Raw genomic sequence first — 18,819 nt, 5'->3', positions numbered from 1 at the left:
GACGGCCGCCCGCGTCGCGATGCGTCATGCCTAGCTGGTGGCCTGGACCACCACGGTCTTGGCGACCTTGTCGTGCAGGCCCTGCTTGTACGGCTTGTCGACCAGGATCGAGACGACGAGCGCGATGGGCCACAGGCAGGCGCAGCAGATCAGGGTCGGCAGCCAGAGCACCGCGGCGCGCGTCAGGGAGGCGTTGGAGTTCGGCACGCTGCCGTCATTGAGCATCGCGACGCGCAGGCCCATCGCCTTCTTGCCGACCGTCTGGCCGTTCTTCTTGGTGAACCACCAGTCGTAGCCGACGTACGCGATGATCGAGATCAGGGTCATGATCAGGCCGCTGCCGCTGTAGGACTTGCTGAAGACATCGCCGATGTCCTCGCCGCGGTCGGTGTCGTACCGGTAGCGGTTCGCGCCGAACGCCCACTGGATGAGGGCCAGCGGGATGGCGACGATCACGACGTCGATGATGCGCGCGAGGAGCCGCTTGCCGAAGTCGGCGAGCGGGGGCATCCCGGCGAGCGGATCGGGCATGCCGTAGCCGCCGCTCCCGCCGTACGGGTCTCCGCCGCCACCTCCGTACGGGGGCGGCGGGGGCGGGTATCCCCCGCCGCCGCCCGGGCCTCCGGGCGGGCCTCCGGGCGGGGGCGGCGGACCGCCGCTTCCGGGGGGCGGCGAGCCGTACGGCGAACCGCCCGCCGGAGGCGTCGGTTCCTGGGGCTTCTTGAGGAACGGGTCGTCCTCGGGCGGCTGGCCCGGCGGCTGGTCGGTACTCATGGCCCGAGTCGAACCCGGCTCCGACACCCCCGCAACGGGACCGCGTCCGTTCGGGGGGAGGGGCGGCGCCCGACCCGGTCCCGGACGCCCTCCCGCGCCCTCCCCCCGCGCGCTCAGCGGGCCACGTACGTCCTGGCCGCCTTGTCGTGCCAGGCCTGGCGGCGGGGGCGGTCCACGAGGCACCAGAGGCTGCCCGGGAGGCCGAGGACGGCGTACACCAGCCAGCGGCGCAGGGCCGCGCCGAAGGTGGGCGGGCGCAGGGTGGCGGTGGCCAGGACCCGGATGCCCAGCAGCTTCTTGCCCGGGGTGCGGCCCCAACGGGCGGTGGGCAGCACCTCGTAGAGGATCCCGAAGAGGAGGACGGCGCCGAGGACCAGGCCCAGGAGGCTGACGATGGTCCCGTCGAGGAGCCAGACGGTGGTGGTGCGGCCGCTCGCCCGGGCGGCGTTCACCTTGGCCTCGACGTGGACGGTGGCCTCGGGGAGGAGGGGCCGGGCCACGGCCACCGCGACGGCGGCGTACACGAGGGAGTCGAGCGCGCGGGCCACGGCCCGGCGCGGCAGCCCGGCCGGGCGCACGGCCCGCTCGGCCATCCGCTCGAACACCTCCCGCGGCGTACGGGCCGCCGTAGGGCGGGAGCCGGAGCCGGAGCCGCCGGGGCGGTCCGTTTCGGGCCCGTGCGGGTCCCGGCTCTGCGGCTGCGGCTGCGGCTGGAGTTGGACCTGGACCTGCACCTGCACCTGTGCCTGCGCCTGGGCTTCCGCCGGGGCGGGCGCCTCGGGCCGCGCCGTGATCTTCGGGCGCACTCCGGCGGGGCGCGGCGCCCACACCTCGGGCCGGTCGACGGCCGGGGCGGCGGGCGCGGCAGGGGTGGCGGGCGCGGCAGGGGTGGCGGGCGCGGCAGGGGTGGCGGAGCGCGGCCGAGGGGGTGCGGGAGCCGGGGCGGGCGCGGGAGCGGGTGCCGGTGCATCGGCGACCGCCTCGGGCCAGCAGGAGGTGAGCCCGGACCCGCCTGCTCCGCCGGCCCCCGGGGCTTCGGGCCACTCCGGAGCCGGCGCCGTGGCCAAAGCCGGAGCCGGATCGGGGGCGGCCGGGGAACGCGCCGACAGGATCCCCGCGGCGGCCTGCTCGGCGGGTCTCGCGGGCGCCGTTCGGGCCAGGGAGATGCCCGCCGACCGCGGGGACGGTTCCGGTTCCGGTTCGGGTTCCGGTTCGGGCTGCGGAGCAGGCTGTGGAACGGACTTCGCAGCCGGCTCCGGATCCGACGCGCTGCCCCACGACACCCGGTGGTCGCGGGGCCCGCCGAAGCCGGCCTGGTGCACGGGATCGGCCTGCCACACCACGGGCTCGGGAGCGAGGGCGTGCACGGGGGCGGGGGCCGGCTCCGGCAGCGCCTCGGTCATGGAGGTCTCGTCGAGGAAGACCGGTCCCGTCTCGTCCGCGCGCAGGGGGTGCCCGCCGCGGACGGCGGGTGCGACGGGGGCGGCGGGCGTGGCGGCGGGGGCGGGCGTGGCGGCGGGGGCGGCCTGCGCGACAGGTGCCGGCTGCGGGGCAGGGCGGCTCGTACCGGGAACCCAGGCCGCTCCGTTCCAGTAGCGGATGTACCCCGGGATGGACGGATCCGGGTAGTAGCCCTCGCGGGCCGCGTGCTCGCCGTCACCAGGGGAGGCCGTCATGTCCCCAACTCCGATCGTGGCTTGAGGCTTGTGCAAGGGAGGACCATAGCCAAGAACCGCCCCCCGACAGGTCCGGTAACGGGAGAATCCAAGCAAACGAGCGAACGTCACCCTGCACGACGGTTTTCAGTCAGTCGAACGAAACCGGCCAATCTCCGGTTCGCTGCCCGAAGTCGCGTCATACCCGGGCACACTGCCGCTCTCTCCGGGTGCGGGGCACCGTCCGGCCCCGCGCACCGAACCGAAGTGAGGCCGTCATGCACCACCCCGTCATCGAGCGCGAGCTGGAACTGAAGCTGGTCCTGTCCCCCGAGCGCAGCATCCCCGTCCCGGCACGGCTCATCTACCTGACGCACGACCCGTACGCCGTCCACATCACCTTCCACACCGGCTCGAACACCCCCGTCAACTGGACGTTCGCCCGCGAGCTGCTCGTCGAGGGGGTCTTCCGCCCCTGCGGCCACGGCGACGTCCGGATCTGGCCCACGAAGGTCGACAACAAGGCCGTGCTCTGCATGGCGCTCACCTCCCCCGACGGCGACGCCCTCCTGGAGGCCCCGGCGGGCTCCGTGTCGGCCTGGCTGGAGCGCACGCTGCGCGTCGTTCCGCCCGGCACCGAGACCGAGCGACTGGGCCTGGACGACGCGCTGGTCGAGTTGCTCGCCCCGACCCCGGCCGACGACCTGTGGCTGCGCGACCCGTGGCCGTCGGACGAGTCGGCGGACGGGGACCTGTGATGCCGGGCGACCGCACGCCCACCGGGCCCGGCCACCCCTCCCGCCTCCACCCCGGCCGCACGCGGCGGACGGCGTCAGAAGAGCTTGCCGGGGTTGAGCAGCCCGAGGGGGTCGAAGGCCTGTTTGACGGCCCGCTGCATCTCCAGCCCCACGGGGCCGAGTTCCTGGGCCAGCCACTCCTTCTTCAGCACGCCGACCCCGTGTTCGCCGGTGATGGTCCCGCCCAGCGAGAGGCCGAGCGCCATGATCTCGCCGAAGGACTCGCGGGCCCGCCGCGTCTCGTCCTCGTCCGCGGGATCGAAGCAGACGATCGGGTGGGTGTTGCCGTCCCCGGCGTGCGCGCAGACCCCGATGAGCAGGTCCTGGGCGCGGGCGATGGCGGCCGTACCGTCCAGCATCTCGCCGAGCCGCGAGCGCGGTACGCACACGTCGTCGATCATCGTCGCCGGCCGCAGCGCCTCCAGCGCGGGGAAGGACATCCGGCGGGCCTGGAGCAGCAATTCGGACTCCGCCTCGTCCTCGGCGGGGACGACGGCGGTGGCCCCGGCGGCCGTGCACAGCTCTCCCACGGCCGCGAGGTCCTCGGGGGCGTGCGGGGTGTCGAAGGCGGCCAGCAGCAGGGCCTCCGTGGCCTCGGGCAGCCCCATCTTCCCGAGGGCGTTGACGGCGCGGACGGTCGTGCGGTCCATCAGCTCCAGCAGCGAGGGGGTCAGGCCCGCCTCCATGACGGCGCAGACGGCCTCGCAGGCGGCCGCGACGGAGGGGAACTCGGCGGCGAGCGCCAGCTGTCGGGGCGGCGCCGGCCGCAGGGCGAGGACGGCCTGGACGACCACGCCCAGGCTGCCTTCGGAGCCCACGAAGAGCCGGGTGAGGTCGTAGCCGGCCACGCCCTTGGCGGTACGCCGGCCCGTGCGCAGCAGCCGCCCGTCGGCCAGGACCACGTCGAGGCCGAGCACGTACTCGGCGGTGACCCCGTACTTGACGCAGCACAGGCCGCCCGAGGCGGTGCCGATGTTGCCGCCGATGGTGCACTGCTCCCAGCTGGAGGGGTCGGGCGGGTAGTACAGGCCCCGTTCGGCGACGGCACGTGAGAGGACGGCGTTGACCACGCCCGGCTCGACCACGGCGATCCGGTCGACGGCGCTGATCTCCAGGATCCGGTCCATCTTGACGAGCGAGAGCAGGATGCAGCCGTCGGAGGCGTTGGCGCCGCCCGACAGGCCCGTTCGGGCGCCCTGCGGGACCACGGGGATCCGTAGGGCCGTGGCGGTGCGCAGGACGTGCTGGACCTGTTCCACGGTCCGCGGCAGGACGACGGCGGCCGGGGTGCCGGCGGCGCAGAAGCTGGCCATGTCGGTGGCGTAGGAGGTGGTCACCTGGGGATCGGTGAGCAGGGCTTCGGCGGGGAGCCCTTCGAGCAGGCGGGCCCGCAGACGTGCGAAGAGATCGTCATCCATGGGTCCAGCGTGGCAGCCGGGGCCATCGGTGTGAACACGACCGCGCCCCCCTTCGGACACCTCGGCGAGCTCTTCATATTGACGCACAGTGACCCCATGGACCGTATCGACGAGGAATCGCAGACGCCGGCGCCGCCCGTGACCTTCACCGGCCGCAAGACGCTCGTGGCGGCCGCGGTCGCCGTGGTCCTGATCGCCGGGGCCCTGCTGATCCGGCCTGCCAGGACCGCTGACGACGCCCGTCCGCCGGAGCCGAGCGAGCGTGCCGCGTCGGCGGTGGGCATGGGCGCGCCCGCGTCGGCGGTGGACCTGACGGCGCTGGTGGCGGACCGGGAGAAGTGGCTCGCGGCGCATCCGGACGATGACGCCTCGTGGGCCGTGCTCGGCTCCGCGTACCTCGAACAGGCGCGGCGGACGGCCGATTCCGGCTGGTTCCCGAAGGCGGAGAAGGCCCTGAAGCGCTCGTTGGAGGGCCGTCCGGCCGAGAAGGGCAACTTCGACGCGATGACGGGCATGGGCGCGCTGGCCAATGCCCGGCGGGACTTCGGGACGGCCCGCAAGTGGGGTGAGCTCGTACGGGCGCAGGCGCCCAAGCGGTGGACGGCGTACCCGGTGCTGGTGGACGCGTACACCGGGCTCGGCGACTACAAGGCCGCGCAGAAGGCGATGGAGCTGCTGCTGGACATGCGGCCGGGCCTGGCCGCGTACGTCAGGGCCTCGCAGGTCTACCGGGACCGCGGCTGGCGCGAGGACGCGGTGGTGGCGATGGAGCACGCGGCGGGTGCGGCGAGGACCCCGGCGGAGAAGGCGTACGCGCTGCTGCGCCTCGGGGAGCTGTCGTGGGAGCGGGGCGACCCGGCCGAGGCGTTGCGGCAGTACGAGGGCGCGCTGCGGACGGATCCGGCGCAGGCGGAGGCCCTCGGTGGCCGGGCCCGTGCGCTGGCCGCCCTGGGGCGCGGTGGCGAGGCGGTACGGGACTACCGGCTGGCGCTGGGCCGGTCGGCGGTGCCGCAGCTGGCGCGGGAGCTCGGCGAGCTGCTGGACTCGCTGGGGCGGGGACCGGAGGCGCGCGCCCAGTACGGGGCGCTGACCACGATGGTGGCCCGGGACAGCAGGAACGGGGTCGACGACGTCGTGCTCCTCGGGCTGTACGAGGCGGACCACGGGGATGCGACGGCGGCGGTGCGGCGCCTGTCGGAGGAGTGGTCGCGGCACAAGAGCGTGCAGGTCGCGGACGCGCTGGGGTGGGCGCTGCACCAGGCCGGCGAGGACGCGGCGGCGCTCGAGTACGCGAAGAAGGCCATGGAGCCGGGGCTGCGCAGCGCCGACTTCGCCTTCCACCGGGCGATGATCGAACGCGGCCTCGGTGACGAGGAGGCGGCCCGCCGCCACTTCCAGGAGGCGATGCGGACGAACCCGCACTTCTCGCCGCTGCGCGCGCCGGTGGCGAAAGAGGCCCTGGCGTCGATCGCGCAGCCGCCGCCGGGGGGTCCGGAGAACGTCCGGCCGACCGCTCCGTGGGTGGAGCCGGAGCTCCCGAAGGCGGAGAAGCCGACGCCGACGCCGACGCCGTCCCCGAAGCCGTCCCCCAAGCCGACGGGGCGCTGACGGCGGTACGGGGCGGGACTCCGGAAAGCACGACGGCGCCGCACCCGGGAACGGGTGCGGCGCCGGGCCCCCCTCGGGCCGTGTCGTGCAGACCCGCTGCGCGGTGCACCGGAGCGGTGCACCGCGCAGCGCGTCGAAAGCTGCGGGTCGAGCCGGAGGCTAGAGGTTGCCGCGCTTGTCCTGCTCGCGCTCGATCGCCTCGAACAGGGCCTTGAAGTTGCCCTTGCCGAAGCCCATCGAGCCGTGCCGCTCGATGATCTCGAAGAAGACGGTCGGGCGGTCCTGCACCGGCTTGGTGAAGATCTGCAGCAGGTAGCCGTCCTCGTCGCGGTCGGCCAGGATCTTCAGCTCGCGCAGCTCGTCGATCGGCACGCGGGTGTCGCCGACCCACTCGCCGAGGGTGTCGTAGTACGTGTCCGGGACGGACAGGAACTGGACGCCCGCCGCGCGCATCGAGCGGACCGTGGAGACGATGTCGTTCGAGGCCAGCGCGATGTGCTGGACACCGGGGCCGTTGTAGAACTCCAGGTACTCGTCGATCTGCGACTTCTTCTTCGCGATCGCCGGCTCGTTGATCGGGAACTTGACCTTCTTGGTGCCGTCCGCGACCACCTTGGACATCAGCGCCGAGTACTCGGTCGCGATGTCGTCGCCCACGAACTCCTTCATGTTCGTGAAGCCCATGACCTTGTTGTAGAACGCGACCCACTCGTTCATCCGGCCGAGCTCGACGTTGCCGACGCAGTGGTCGATGGCCTGGAAGGTGCGCTTGGCCGGGGGCTCGACCATCGGGTCGACGGCCACGTAGCCCGGCAGGTACGGGCCGGTGTAGTCGCCGCGCTCGACCAGCGTGTGGCGGGTCTGGCCGTAGGTCGCGATCGCGGCCAGCACGACCGTGCCGTTCTCGTCCTTGACCTCGTACGGCTCGTCCAGCCCGCGGGCGCCCTGCTCGACGGCGTAGGCGTACGCCGCGCGGACGTCCGGGACCTCGATGGCGAGGTCGATCACGCCGTCGCCGTGCTCGGTGACGTGCTCGGCGAGGAAGCGGCCGTGGTCGGTCGTCGCCTTGATGACCGAGGTCAGCACGAAGCGCGCGGAGCCGTTGGTCAGGACGTAGCTGGCCGTCTCGCGCGAGCCGGTCTCCGGTCCGGAGTAGGCCACGAGCTTCATGCCGAAGGCGGTCGAGTAGTAGTGCGCGGCCTGCTTGGCGTTGCCGACGGCGAAGACGACCGCGTCCATGCCCTTCACGGGGAAGGGGTCGGCCTCACGCGCGGTGTGCGGGGTGGTTTCGAGGTTCGCCAGGGACTCAGTCATGAGCGCAGAGTCCCGCCGATCCACAAGCTGCGCAATAGTTTCCAGTTTGACTGTACAAACTGCCCAGGATGACCACACGCTGGTTGAAACATCTGTGCACTATGACCACCCACGGGCACGCGTGGGCACCCGGAGGCATCCATGGGCATCGACGAACTCGACGGCCGGCTCATCGTCCTGCTCGCCCGCGAGCCGCGGATCGGGGTCCTGGAGGCCTCGCGGCGGCTCAAAGTGGCCCGCGGGACCGTGCAGGCGCGGCTGGACCGGCTCCAGTCGAACGGGGTCATCCGCGGGTTCGGCCCGCAGGTCGACCCGACGGCCCTCGGGTATCCGGTGACCGCGTTCGCGACGCTGGAGATCAAGCAGGGGCAGGGGGCCGACGTACGGGCGCACCTGAACGGGGTGCCGGAGGTGTTGGAGCTGCACACCACCACCGGGCACGGGGACATGCTGTGCCGGCTGGTGGCCCGGTCCAATGCCGACCTCCAGCGGGTGATCGACCGCGTCGTCGGCTTCGAGGGGATCGTGCGGGCCTCGACGGCGATCGTGATGGAGAACCCCGTACCGCTGCGGATCATCCCGCTGGTGGAGCAGGCCGCGGAGGACGACACCCGGGACTGACGCCCCGGCCGAGGATCCGAAGAAGGGGTTACAAAGAAGAGGTTGCAAAGAAACCCTTGCACAGAATTCTTTGCAACCCTATCGTCGAGCCATGCCCGAGAAGCCGGTAGAACCCGTAGGCCCCGTAGAGCCCAACGTCCGCACGCTCGACGCCCGTTCACTGCGCGGCCTCGCCCACCCGCTGCGCATCCGCCTGCTGGGCGCGCTGCGCCACGACGGCCCCGCGACCGCCTCCCAACTGGCGGACCGGCTCGGGGAGTCGAGCGGCGCCACCAGCTACCACCTGCGCCAGCTCGCGGCCCACGGGTTCGTCGAGGACGCGCCCGAGCACGGCAAGGGCCGCGAACGCTGGTGGCGGGCCGTGTACGACGGCACGGCGTTCGACGAGACGCTGACGCTCGACGAGGACCCGGCCGTGCGCGGTGCGGCGGACCTCTTCCTGCACGAGATCGCGACGATCCACACGCAGGAGCTGAGCACCTGGCTCGGCAACGCCCACGACTGGCCCACGGAGTGGCGGCGCGGCGCGGACATGAGCGACTTCACCCTGCACCTGACCCCCGCGCAGAGCCACGAGCTGATCCACAAGATGCACGACCTGATCAACAGCTATCGCGACCTGCCGGCCTCCGAGAAGACGAAGGCGGTCCGCTTCCACACGCACGCCTTCCCGCGCGGGACGTCGGACTAGGTCCTGTCGTCAAAGTGGCGTCGGCCGAGCCCGCGGCGTCCGGTGCCGTGCATGGCAAGGCGGAGGGGCGCCCGTGTACTGGACGTACTCGGGTGCCCCGACAACGCGGCCAGGTGCGGTGCCGGGCGTCGCGGGCCCGACGGGACTTTGACGACAGGGCCTAGCGCGGACGGGCCCGCCCCCGCCGGGGCGCCCGGGCAGGGCAGAGCCGCACACCACCGAACACACCATGCGAGGAGTCCACCGTGCACGCCTTACATCCCGACGAGCCGACCCGCGCGGAGCGCCGTACGGACCGGCGCCCCCTGGTCGGCGTACTGGCCGCCAACACCATTTCCATAGCCGGCAGTTCACTCACCCTCATCGGCGTCCCGATCTTCGTGCTCCAGACCACGGACAGCGCCGGCCGGGCCGGGGTCGTCGCCTTCTGCGCCACCCTGCCCGTCATCGTGGCCGCCCTCGTCGGCGGACCGGTCATCGACCGGATCGGCCGCCGCCGGGTCTCCGTCGCCTCCGACCTGATCAGCGGCCTGTCGGTCGGCGCGATCCCACTGCTGCACCACACGGGCGTGCTGGAGTTCTGGATGCTGTGCGCACTGATGGCCGTCGGCGGCCTGGTGCACACCCCGGGCCTGACCGCCCGCGCCGTCCTGCTGCCCAATCTCGCCGAGCACGCCGGCACCACCATCGCCCGGGCCGCCGGCCTCTACGACGCGGTCTCGCGCGGCGCCCGGATGATCGGGGCCGCGGTGGCCGGCCTGCTCATCGCGGTGTGCGGCGCCGAGACCGTCCTGCTGCTGGACGCGGCGACCTTCGGGGCGTCGGCGCTGCTGGTCGCCGTCTTCCTGCGCGGGGTGCCGGCCGCCGAACCGCTGCGCACGACCGGGAAGGTGTCCTTCACGGCCTACCGCGCCGAACTCGCCGAGGGCTGGGCCTTCATGACCCGTACCCGGCTGCTGCTGGGCGTCACGGTGATGGTCATGATGACCAACGGACTGGACCAGGGCTGGTCCTCGGTCCTGCTGCCGGTGCACGGCCGGGAGGACCTCGGCGGCCCGGCCGCGATCGGCTTGATGATCTCCCTCTTCGGAGGCTCCGCCCTGCTGGGCGCCCTGCTCTACGGGATGTGGGGCGAGCGCTTCCCGCGCCGCGCGGTGTTCACGGCGGCCTTCCTGCTCTCCGGGGCGACCCGGTACGTGGTGGCCGCCCTCACCGACACGACCCTGCCGCTCGCGGTGACGATGGCCCTGGCCGGCCTGGGCGCGGGCATGCTCAATCCGATCCTGACCACGGTGATGTACGAGCAGGTGCCGGAGGCGCTGCGCAGCCGCGTCTCGGGCGTGGCCACGGCGGGCTGCGAGTTGACCATGCCGCTGGGCGGACTCGCCGCCGGCCTGCTGGTCGACGGGTTCGGGGTCACCACCGCGCTGCTGCTGTTCGGCGGCACGTACCTGCTGACGACGCTCGCCCCGATGGTCTTCCCGGCCTGGCGCGGACTGGACCCGGCGCCGGCGGTCAGCAGGACGGAGCCGGCTCTCCCCGGTTCAGCGCGCGAAGAGAGTTCACCGCATCCGTCAGCGAGGTGACGGGGACCAACCTCAGCCCCTCGGGGAGTTCCGACAGGGCGTCCGCGCACTCGGCCTTCGGTACGAGGAACACGCTCGCCCCGTCGCGCCGCGCGGCCTGGGTCTTCAGGGCCACCCCGCCGACCGCGCCGACCGTGCCGTCGGCGGTGATGGTGCCCGTACCGGCGATGCTGCGACCGCCGGTGAGATCGCCTCCGCTGCCGTCGCCGTCGAGCTTGTCGACGATGCCGAGGGAGAAGAGGAGCCCGGCGCTCGGGCCGCCGACGTCGGCGAGGTTGAGGTCGACCTTCACGTCCTTGGGGTCCTTGTGGAGGAAGCCGAGGGCCGCGTCGGTGGCGGCCGACTGCGACTTGGTCATCTCCTCCAGGTTGTGCTTCTCGATCTCCTCGTCGCTTCCGCCCGAGGAGTAGACGGCCTCCCGGGGCATGACCGCCTGATCGGTCTTGAACCAGTGGCCGATGAGCTCGTGCAGCTTCATGGTCGAGGACGGACCGGTGGCCCGGATGGTGGTCATCCGCAGCTCGCCCTTGGTGTCCCGGACCGGGGCGCCGGTCACGGTGATGACCGGTTTGCCCTGGTCGGAGCCGAGGACGTCGGCCGTGAGCCCGGGAATGGCGACCACGAAGGGCAGCGGCGCGAAGGCCGCGGCGGCGAACAGCCCGAGCACGGGCACGGCGCAGACGGCCAGGGCGGCGGGACGCGGCAGACGTGTGAGGCGTGAGAGCACCCGCCCAATCTATCCGTCCACCCCACCGGCCCTGCCGGGCCACCCCGCCGACCGATCCAGCCCCGCCGGCGTTTGAGGCGCTCTTTCAGCCCCGCCGGCGTTTGAGGCGCGGGGGTCCGGGGGCAGCGCCCCCGGCCACAGCGCCGCACCCGGCACGGATCCGCCGAGCCCGCGGCCTAGCGAAGGGCGTCGGCCACTTCCCGCGCCGCGTCGACCACCCGCGGCCCGACCCGCTCCGGCACCGCGTCCGCCAGCATGACGACGCCGACGCTGCCTTCCAGCCCGGTGATGCCCACGAGCGGCGCGGCGGCGCCACTGGCGCCCGCTTCCAGCTCTCCGTGGGTCAGCGTGTACCCCGGCTCGATCAGGGAGCCCTGACGGGCGGCCAGGATGGCCCGCCCGGCTGCCCCGCGGTCCAGCGGGTGGCGGAAGCCGGCCCGGTAGGCAACGTGGTAGTCCGTCCAGGTCGGCTCCACGACGGCGACGGCGAGCGCCTCGGTGCCGTCGACGAGGGTCAGGTGCGCGGTGGCACCTATGTCCTCGGCGAGGGACCGCAGCGCGGGCAGGGCCGCCTCGCGTACGAGCGGGTGGACCTGTCGGCCCAGCCGCAGCACTCCGAGGCCGACCCGGGCCCGGCCGCCGAGGTCGCGGCGGACCAGGGCGTGCTGTTCGAGGGTGGCGAGGAGCCGGTAGACCACGGTGCGGTTCACACCGAGGCGGTTGGAGAGCTCGGTGACGGTCAGACCGTGGTCGGTGTCGGCGAGCAGTTTGAGGACTCTGAGCCCTCTGTCGAGAGTCTGGGAGGTTTCCGCGGTCACGACGCCTCTCCCTCTTTCGGTGAGCGGCGGTGACTCTCGGGGTGGCACGTCGCCGGTCCCGCGGCGACGCACGGAGAGGCCGCCGGTAGCGGCCATTGCACCGGCTGCGCTCCCGCGGCGGCGCTGCCACGGTGCGTTTGATGCGGGGACATTAGCGAGCAGGTCCGCTCAGCGGAAGGGCTCGTCCAGAATCCGGGCGCGCGCTACCTGTTTGTGCCGTTTCCTGATCGGCGTCGGTGTCAATTCGTGACCTCGATTGCCACAGGACGCCTTTACCCGCCCATTGCTCCGAGCATGTTCAAACGACTGTGCTCGGCTCCGGCCCGGCTCCGACCCGGCTCCGGGGGGGGGATGCGCCCACGCGCGGACGGGGTCCGTGCGAACCTCCGCACGGACCCCGTCCCCCGCTTCGTAGGAGCTCACCGCATGCGGGTGGCCCACTCCTGCACCTTCTTGATCCGCTCGCGCAGCTGCCCCGCGGTCGCCTCGGCGCTCGGCGGACCGCCGCACACCCGGCGCAGCTCCGTGTGGATCACCCCGTGCGGCTTCCCGCTCTGGTGGACGTAGGCGCCCACCATCGTGTTCAGCGACTTGCGCAGCTCCAGCAGCTCCTTGTGCGAGACCACGGGCCGCCGGTCCGCCGGCAGCTCCAGCAGGTCCGCGTCCGCGTCCGGCTTGCGGCGGCTGTGCGCGATCTGCCGCGACTGCCGCTTCTGCAACAGCATCTGCACCTGGTCCGGCTCCAGCAGCCCGGGGATGCCGAGGTAGTCCTGCTCCTCCTCGCTGCCGGGGTGCGCCTGCATGCCGAATTCGGCGCCGTCGTAGAGGACCCGGTCGAAGACCGCGTCGGACTCCAGCGCCTCGAAGGACATCTGCTCGTCCTCGCCGGTGTCCTCGTCCTCCTGCTTGTTCGCCTCGTCCATCTCCTTCTCGGACTCGGCGTACGGATCCTCCTCGCCCTGCTTCTTCGGCTTGTCGAGGACGTGGTCGCGCTCGACCTCCATCTCGTTGGCGAAGCCGAGGAGGTAGGGAATGGTCGGCAGGAACACCGACGCGGTCTCGCCGCGCCTGCGCGAACGCACGAACCGGCCGACGGCCTGCGCGAAGAACAGCGGCGTCGAGATGGTGGTGGCGTAGACGCCCACCGCGAGGCGCGGTACGTCGACGCCCTCGGACACCATCCGGACCGCGACCATCCAGCGGCTGCCGTCCTCACTGAACTCGTCGATCCGCTTCGACGCGCCCGTGTCGTCGGAGAGCACCACGGTCGCCTTGCTGCCGGTGATCTCGCGGAGCAGCTTGGCGTAGGCGCGCGCCGAGTCCTGGTCGGAGGCGATGACGAGGCCGCCGGCGTCCGGGATGCCCTTCCTGACCTCCGTCAGCCGCTGGTCGGCGGCGCGCAGCACGTTCGGCATCCAGTCGCCGCGCGGGTCCAGCGCCGTGCGCCAGGCCTGGGAGATGGCGTCCTTGGTCATCGGCTCGCCGAGCCGGGCGGCGATCTCGTCGCCGGCCTTGGTCCGCCAGCGCATGTTGCCGCTGTAGGAGAGGAAGATGACCGGCCGGACGACGCCGTCGCCGAGCGCGTTCCCGTAGCCGTAGGTGTAGTCGGCGGAGGACCGTCGGATCCCGTCGTTCCCCTCCTCGTACGTGACGAAGGGGATCGGGTTCGTGTCGGACCGGAAGGGCGTTCCGGTCAGGGCCAGGCGCCGGGTCGCCGGGTCGAAGGCCTCCAGGCAGGCCTCGCCCCAGGACTTCGAGTCACCGGCGTGGTGGATCTCGTCGAGGATGACGAGGGTCTTGCGCTGCTCACAGCGGTTGCGGTGCAGCATCGGCCGTACGCCGACACCGGCATAGGTGACGGCGACGCCGTGGTAGTCCTTGCTGAGCGGTCCGGCGGAGTACTCGGGGTCGAGCCGGATGCCTATCCGGGCCGCCGCCTCCGCCCACTGCTTCTTCAGGTGCTCGGTCGGCGCGACGACGGTCACCTGCTGGACGACGTGGTGGTGCAGCAGCCAGGAGGCGAGGGTGAGCGCGAAGGTGGTCTTGCCGGCGCCGGGCGTGGCGACCGCGAGGAAGTCCCGCGGCTGGTTCTGGATGTAGCGGTCGAGCGCCCCCTGCTGCCAGGCGCGCAGCTTGTTGGCGGTACCCCAAGGGGCACGGCCGGGGAAGGCGGGTGAGAGATGGTGGGAGGCGGTAGTAGTCACGGTCTCCGGTTCGTGCTCTCGGCGTATCTGGTACGGGTGGCAGGCAGTCGTACGTAGGACAACCGGGCCACCCTACCGGCCCGGGCCCGCCCCTCGCGGAGGGACAGGCCCGTGACCTCGGCGGGTGCGGCGAGCGTCACATCGGCGGGGCGAGCAGTGCCCGCAGCCGGGCCGCGATCCGCGCGACGTCGCTCTCGTGCCCGGCGGCCACGTCGATGACCAGCGCGTAAGCGGCCTCCTGGTCCACGTCGCCCGGATCGGCGCCGTTCACGGCGAGGAAGGTCGCCGCGGCGAGCCAGGCGGTGCGCTTGTTCCCGTCGACCAGGGGGTGGTTGGTCGCGATGCCGTGGAGCAGCGCGGCGGCCTGCTCGTACGGGTCCTCGTAGGCGGGGGTCCCGAACATGCGGGCGCGTGGCCGGTGCACCGCCGACTGCAGGAGCCCGGGGGCGCGCAGTTCGACGGGCTGGTCCTGGGCCAGGCAGGCGTGCCGTGCCAGGTCGAGGACCTCGGCGAGCGTGAGGTGGCGCACCGGGGCCGTGGGCGCGCTCATTCGCCGAGCCGCTTCAGCAGGGGCGCGTGCCGCTGCGCGAGGCGCAGCGCCTCGGACCCGACCCGGTCGCGCTCGGCCCGCAGCAGTGCCCGTACGGCGTCCAGCACGAGCTCCTCGGGCGACCGGCCCGTCGCGTCGGCGAGGTCGGCGCACTCCGCGCGCTCGGCGTCGGAGAGTCTGATGATCAGCTCGTTCATGGGCGGAACGGTAGTGCGGCAGCCGGTCGTGGCGCACCCGGATTCCCCGGCGCCCGCCGGGCCCGGGCGGTCACTCCCCGACGGGAACCTCGACGGGAACTTTGGCGGGAACCTTGGCGGGATCCAGTCGGGTCGCCACCCAAGCCCCCACCAGCGCCACGCAGGCCATCGGCAGGAACACCGCGGCGAACGCGGCCGGGTGCGAGGTCGAGGCGCCCTCCGTCAGGGCGTGCGAGGCACCGACGGCCCCACCGCCCAGCGCGGCGAACGCGGCGCCCCCGCCGGCCAGCAGCACGACGTTCGCCAGCGCGTCCGAAATCTGCAGCGAGGCGGAGTTGGAGCCCGCTTCCTCCGGCGCCGACAGCTGGAGCAGCAGCACGCTCGTGGAGCCGATCACCAGGCCCATGCCGAGGCAGCCGACCGCCCAGGCCAGCGCCAGCGTCCACACCGGCACGGACTCGATCAGCACGGCGGGCGCCGCGGCGATGGCCAGCGCCACCAGCACCATCCCGGTCACCATCAGCGGCTGCCGGTAGGGAGCCGTCCGCCCCTGTGACTGCACCCACGAGCCGCCCGCCCAGGTCACCCCGCCCAGCGCGAGCGAGAACCCGGCCATCGTCGGGCTCAGCCCCCGCTGGGTGACCAGCATCAGCGGTACGAAGGTTTCGGCGGCGATGAACGACCCGGCGGCGACCCCGCGCAGCAGCACCACGGACGGCAGCCCGCGCCGCGCCCGGTAGGTCCCGCGCGGCAGCAGCCCCAGTACGGCGGGCACGAGCAGGGCCGCGCCGGCGATGCCCGGCGCCAGCGACAGCCACCGCAGGTCCTGGGCGGCGTACTGGAGCAGCCCCGCCCCCACCGAGATGGCGAGGGCCAACCGGATCCGCCGCCGGTCGAAGGCCACGGGCGGGGCGTCGGGGTCCACGGGCCCGGACGCGGTCCGCCGTATCGCGGGCAGCGCCACCACCAGGGGGACCACGACCAGCGCCGGTATCCCGAGGAAGACCCACCGCCACCCGAGGTGCTCGGTGACCGTCCCGGAGGCCAGCGGCCCGACGATCGAGGGGACCACCCAGCTCGCGGCGAAGGCGGCCATGATCGCGGGCCGCAGCCGCTCTTCGTAGGCCCGGCTGACGACGACGTACAGGGCGACGATGACCAGCCCGCCCCCGAAGCCCTGCACGGCCCGGCCGAGCACGAACACCCACATGACCCCGGCGGTCCCGGAGATCACGAGCCCGGAGGCGAAGGCGGCGATCCCGACGGTCAGCGGCCGCAGCGGCCCCTGCCGGTCGGCCCACTGGCCGGCCAGGACCATGCCGAAGAGGCTGGTGGTGAAGTAGGCGGAGAAGGCGAAGGCGTAGAGCCCGATCCCTTCCAGCTCGCGGGCGGCGACGGGCATGGCCGTGCCGACGGCGGTGGCCTCGAAGGCGATGAGGAAGACGACGGAGATGATCCCGATGCTGAGCGCCCGGTACGCGGGCCCGAGGATCCCGCCCCGAGGTGGGGGCGGGATCGGTGCGGTTCTCTGCGGCACACGGGGTTCAAGGGCGCTCATCGCACCAGAGTAAGGGGCGTAGATGAGGATGGCCCCTGTCAATTCGACGGATCCCGCCCTCGTCCCTGAGACCTAGGTCCGCCGGACTGTGAACGCGGCGTGGCAGTCGCGTTGCACGGTCCGCAGATCCCTTCCCCGGCCCCGCGGGCCCCCGTAGCGTCATGCACGTCACCACCACACAGCCGTGTGCCCGAGTGGTTGAGGGACTCGCCTGCAAAGCGGGTTACGCCGGTTCGAATCCGGTCACGGCTTCGCGGCGGGCCGTCCAGGGGCAGGCGCACCCCTGGGCGGCCTTCGCCCTTTCCTGACAACCCCGCCTGTACGAACGGCGCGAGGTCAGCGGGTCCCCGAATTCCCCGGGAATAGCAGCGCGGTACGGGGAAACCGTTCCGGTTGCGGGCCTGGAGGCGCTGTAGGAATGTGGTGGGTAAGGGCTGGGGGCTGCCGAATCAGCTGGTCAACGCGCGGCAGCCGAACCCCGGCCCCGTTCACGGACGACCCCGCGAAACCTGGCGATATCCAATGCCACGCCTGTCGTGTCGGCGTCAGGGTCGGCCTCCACAGAACTACTCGTACGCCAAACGGGCAGGTGGTCCCATGTTTACGCGCACGTCCCGCATGTCCCGTACCTCCGGCAGGTCTCGCGCCCTCACGGCCGTGGCCCCGATCGTCGCCGCCGTGCTGGCCGGAGGTCTCCTGACGGCCGGTCAGGCCTCAGCGGCACCCCTCGTCGGAACGGTGAACTTCAGCGGAAAAGTAACCTGTAAGAACGCGTTCCCGGCCCCCAACAACTCCGTCCCCACGCGGGTAACACTGGACAGCGATGAGGACGACGGGTCGGGTCCCACCAACAACCCGGTCAACCGCAGGGCGACGTTCGGCCCCATCAGCCTCGACGCCCCGCTGGACTCGCCGTTCAACCTCACGGCCGATGTCACCTGTAAGGCGCCGGGCAAGCAGCCCCAAACGTTCTCCAGGACCATCGCGGTGGACAGCGTCAGCGAAGGCGACACGGTCCCGCTGAACATCAAGTAGGCGACCACGCCACGCACTGCGCACCGCCCCGCAAGGCCAACGGCCTGACGGGGCGGTCTGCTGCGGGCCGGAGTCGACCGGGTCAGCGGTTGCGTCGTACGACGACCACGGTCACCGCTCCACCGATCAGCACGCAGGCTGCCAGACCGAGCCCGATCCAGGGAAGCGCGCTGCCGCTCTTCTTCTCCTCGGCCTGTGCCGCGGGCTTGGACGCGGCCGCGTCGGGGGCCTTGGCGTCGGAGGACGCGGAGGGCTTCTTGCCCGCGTCCGCCGCCGCCGCGAGGTCGGGCAGCGGGTAGACATCGGCCGGGCCGGGGTCACCGGGGGTCTGCAGCGCGATGCGGGGGCGGACGATGCCGTAGCCGATGTAGTCGTTGCGCTCGACGCCGTCGGTGGGCTTGCCGGCGGTGTTCAGCAGGACGCGCAGAACCTGGTTGTTGGTCCAGTCGGGGTGGGCGGACCAGATGAGGGCGGCGGAGGCGGAGGCGAGGGCGGAGGCGTCACTGGTGCCATGGGTTTTGCACAGCCCCGACTTGCCTGCGCAGGCCGTGACCATTTCGTCGCCCGGGGCCGACAGGTCAATTTGCGGACCGTGCTGCGACTCCTTGGTCGCTGCTCCGTTGACGCCCGTCGCTCCAACGCCCACCACTCCGGGGGTTGCGGCCGGGTAGAGGACCGGATTGGTCGTATCACCGTCGTTGCCGGCGCCGGCAAAGATCAGCTTCCCCTTGGAGAGCGCGTACTTCACCGCTTCCCGACGGGCTTGGTCATCTTCGGGTGTGCCGTCCAGACCCAGAGAGATATTGATGATCTTGGCATCCGAGTCTGCCGCGTATCGAATGGCAGCCACCCATGATGGGGTCTTCCGGCTCTCTTCGTTCGGAACTCGAATGGGAAGGATTTTGGCGCCGTGCGCCAATCCGAACGATCCATCGCCGCTCGGATGCTTTCCCGAACCAGCGACCAGCGCAGCCATGGTCGTGCCATGGCTGTCGTAGTCGGAACGCTCGTCACCGCCGTACGACGTCGCGAAGTTCTTTCCCGGGAGAACCTGGCCGTCCAGTTCCGGAATCTTGGCCACGCCGGTGTCGATGATCGCAACGGTTACGCCCTTGCCCGTGCTGACCTTCCATATGTCATCAGCCTTCATGGCGTCGAGATGCCACTGCTGCGATCGAATGGTCTCCGCATGGGCCGGGGTCGCGGCGACCCCGGCCAGCAAGAGACCCACCAGGGCCGAGGTCGCCTTGCGCATGCGCATCCCGT

General features: G+C 72.3%; 17 protein-coding genes and 1 tRNA gene. 7 read left to right on the top strand and 11 right to left on the bottom strand.

What is annotated here, in order from left to right; translation table 11 throughout:
• Positions 1-30 precede the first annotated feature (30 nt).
• Together OG386_RS27015 and OG386_RS27010 are read right to left on the bottom strand one after the other, a co-directional pair.
• A complete protein-coding gene (locus tag OG386_RS27015) occupies positions 31-774 on the bottom strand; it encodes an RDD family protein (protein ID WP_328790267.1) in 744 nt (247 codons plus the stop codon).
• A gap of 113 nt (positions 775-887) precedes the next feature.
• A complete protein-coding gene (locus OG386_RS27010; RefSeq protein ID WP_328790266.1) occupies positions 888-2,450 on the bottom strand; it encodes an RDD family protein in 1,563 nt (520 codons plus the stop codon).
• Between the two features lie 257 nt (positions 2,451-2,707).
• Here OG386_RS27010 and OG386_RS27005 point away from each other — a divergent pair, with 257 nt between their 5' ends.
• On the top strand, positions 2,708-3,187 hold the full coding sequence (locus OG386_RS27005; protein WP_328790265.1) for an SsgA family sporulation/cell division regulator: 480 nt from the start codon (positions 2,708-2,710) through the stop codon (positions 3,185-3,187).
• Positions 3,188-3,261: 74 nt separating this feature from the next.
• On the opposite strand, the gene OG386_RS27000 is transcribed toward OG386_RS27005, so the two are convergent.
• Positions 3,262-4,644: an FAD-binding oxidoreductase gene (locus OG386_RS27000; protein WP_328790264.1), complete on the bottom strand. Its 1,383-nt coding sequence runs from the start codon at positions 4,642-4,644 to the stop codon at positions 3,262-3,264.
• A gap of 96 nt (positions 4,645-4,740) precedes the next feature.
• On the opposite strand from OG386_RS27000, the gene OG386_RS26995 reads away from it, so the two are divergent.
• The gene (locus OG386_RS26995) at positions 4,741-6,252 is read left to right on the top strand and encodes a tetratricopeptide repeat protein (protein WP_328790263.1); all 1,512 of its coding nucleotides are present in this window, start codon (positions 4,741-4,743) and stop codon (positions 6,250-6,252) included.
• Between the two features lie 159 nt (positions 6,253-6,411).
• Here OG386_RS26995 and hppD read toward each other — a convergent pair whose 3' ends face one another.
• Positions 6,412-7,566, bottom strand: coding sequence for a 4-hydroxyphenylpyruvate dioxygenase (gene hppD, locus OG386_RS26990; RefSeq protein WP_189737413.1), 1,155 nt, complete (start codon positions 7,564-7,566; stop codon positions 6,412-6,414).
• Between the two features lie 141 nt (positions 7,567-7,707).
• Between hppD and OG386_RS26985 the strand changes: the two genes are divergently transcribed.
• The 3 genes from OG386_RS26985 to OG386_RS26975 all read left to right on the top strand — a co-directional run bounded on the left by OG386_RS26985 (position 7,708) and on the right by OG386_RS26975 (position 10,464).
• On the top strand, positions 7,708-8,187 hold the full coding sequence (locus tag OG386_RS26985) for an Lrp/AsnC family transcriptional regulator (protein ID WP_328790262.1): 480 nt from the start codon (positions 7,708-7,710) through the stop codon (positions 8,185-8,187).
• Between the two features lie 91 nt (positions 8,188-8,278).
• Positions 8,279-8,878, top strand: coding sequence for an ArsR/SmtB family transcription factor (locus OG386_RS26980; protein WP_328790261.1), 600 nt, complete (start codon positions 8,279-8,281; stop codon positions 8,876-8,878).
• A gap of 245 nt (positions 8,879-9,123) precedes the next feature.
• A complete protein-coding gene (locus OG386_RS26975; RefSeq protein WP_405787377.1) occupies positions 9,124-10,464 on the top strand; it encodes an MFS transporter in 1,341 nt (446 codons plus the stop codon).
• On the opposite strand, the gene OG386_RS26970 is transcribed toward OG386_RS26975, so the two are convergent.
• From OG386_RS26970 to OG386_RS26945, 6 genes are all read right to left on the bottom strand, one after another.
• Positions 10,394-11,191, bottom strand: coding sequence for a S16 family serine protease (locus tag OG386_RS26970; protein WP_328790260.1), 798 nt, complete (start codon positions 11,189-11,191; stop codon positions 10,394-10,396). The genes OG386_RS26975 and OG386_RS26970 overlap by 71 nt on opposite strands.
• A 176-nt stretch (positions 11,192-11,367) precedes the next feature.
• Positions 11,368-12,009, bottom strand: coding sequence for an IclR family transcriptional regulator (locus tag OG386_RS26965; protein ID WP_007264382.1), 642 nt, complete (start codon positions 12,007-12,009; stop codon positions 11,368-11,370).
• A gap of 419 nt (positions 12,010-12,428) precedes the next feature.
• The gene (locus OG386_RS26960) at positions 12,429-14,213 is read right to left on the bottom strand and encodes a DEAD/DEAH box helicase (RefSeq protein ID WP_266595976.1); all 1,785 of its coding nucleotides are present in this window, start codon (positions 14,211-14,213) and stop codon (positions 12,429-12,431) included.
• A 136-nt stretch (positions 14,214-14,349) separates the two neighbouring features.
• Positions 14,350-14,763, bottom strand: coding sequence for a type II toxin-antitoxin system death-on-curing family toxin (locus OG386_RS26955; RefSeq protein WP_328790259.1), 414 nt, complete (start codon positions 14,761-14,763; stop codon positions 14,350-14,352).
• The gene (locus OG386_RS26950; protein WP_328790258.1) at positions 14,760-14,960 is read right to left on the bottom strand and encodes a hypothetical protein; all 201 of its coding nucleotides are present in this window, start codon (positions 14,958-14,960) and stop codon (positions 14,760-14,762) included. Before OG386_RS26950 ends, OG386_RS26955 begins: the two co-directional genes overlap by 4 nt.
• 70 nt (positions 14,961-15,030) lie before the next feature.
• Complete coding sequence (locus tag OG386_RS26945; protein ID WP_328790257.1) at positions 15,031-16,518, bottom strand: MFS transporter; 1,488 nt, start codon at positions 16,516-16,518, stop codon at positions 15,031-15,033.
• A gap of 180 nt (positions 16,519-16,698) precedes the next feature.
• Here OG386_RS26945 and OG386_RS26940 point away from each other — a divergent pair.
• Positions 16,699-16,770, top strand: a tRNA-Cys gene (locus OG386_RS26940).
• 345 nt (positions 16,771-17,115) lie between these two features.
• Positions 17,116-17,553: a hypothetical protein gene (locus tag OG386_RS26935; RefSeq protein WP_328790256.1), complete on the top strand. Its 438-nt coding sequence runs from the start codon at positions 17,116-17,118 to the stop codon at positions 17,551-17,553.
• Between the two features lie 82 nt (positions 17,554-17,635).
• Here the strand turns inward: OG386_RS26935 and mycP are convergent, their stop codons facing one another.
• Positions 17,636-18,814, bottom strand: a complete 1,179-nt coding sequence (gene mycP, locus OG386_RS26930) for a type VII secretion-associated serine protease mycosin (protein WP_328790255.1) — start codon at positions 18,812-18,814, stop codon at positions 17,636-17,638.
• Positions 18,815-18,819: the final 5 nt, after the last annotated feature.

The sequence above is a fragment of the Streptomyces sp. NBC_00273 genome, from assembly GCF_036178145.1.
Classification (GTDB): Bacteria; Actinomycetota; Actinomycetes; order Streptomycetales; family Streptomycetaceae; genus Streptomyces.
This window is presented reverse-complemented; position numbering and strand designations above follow the sequence as displayed.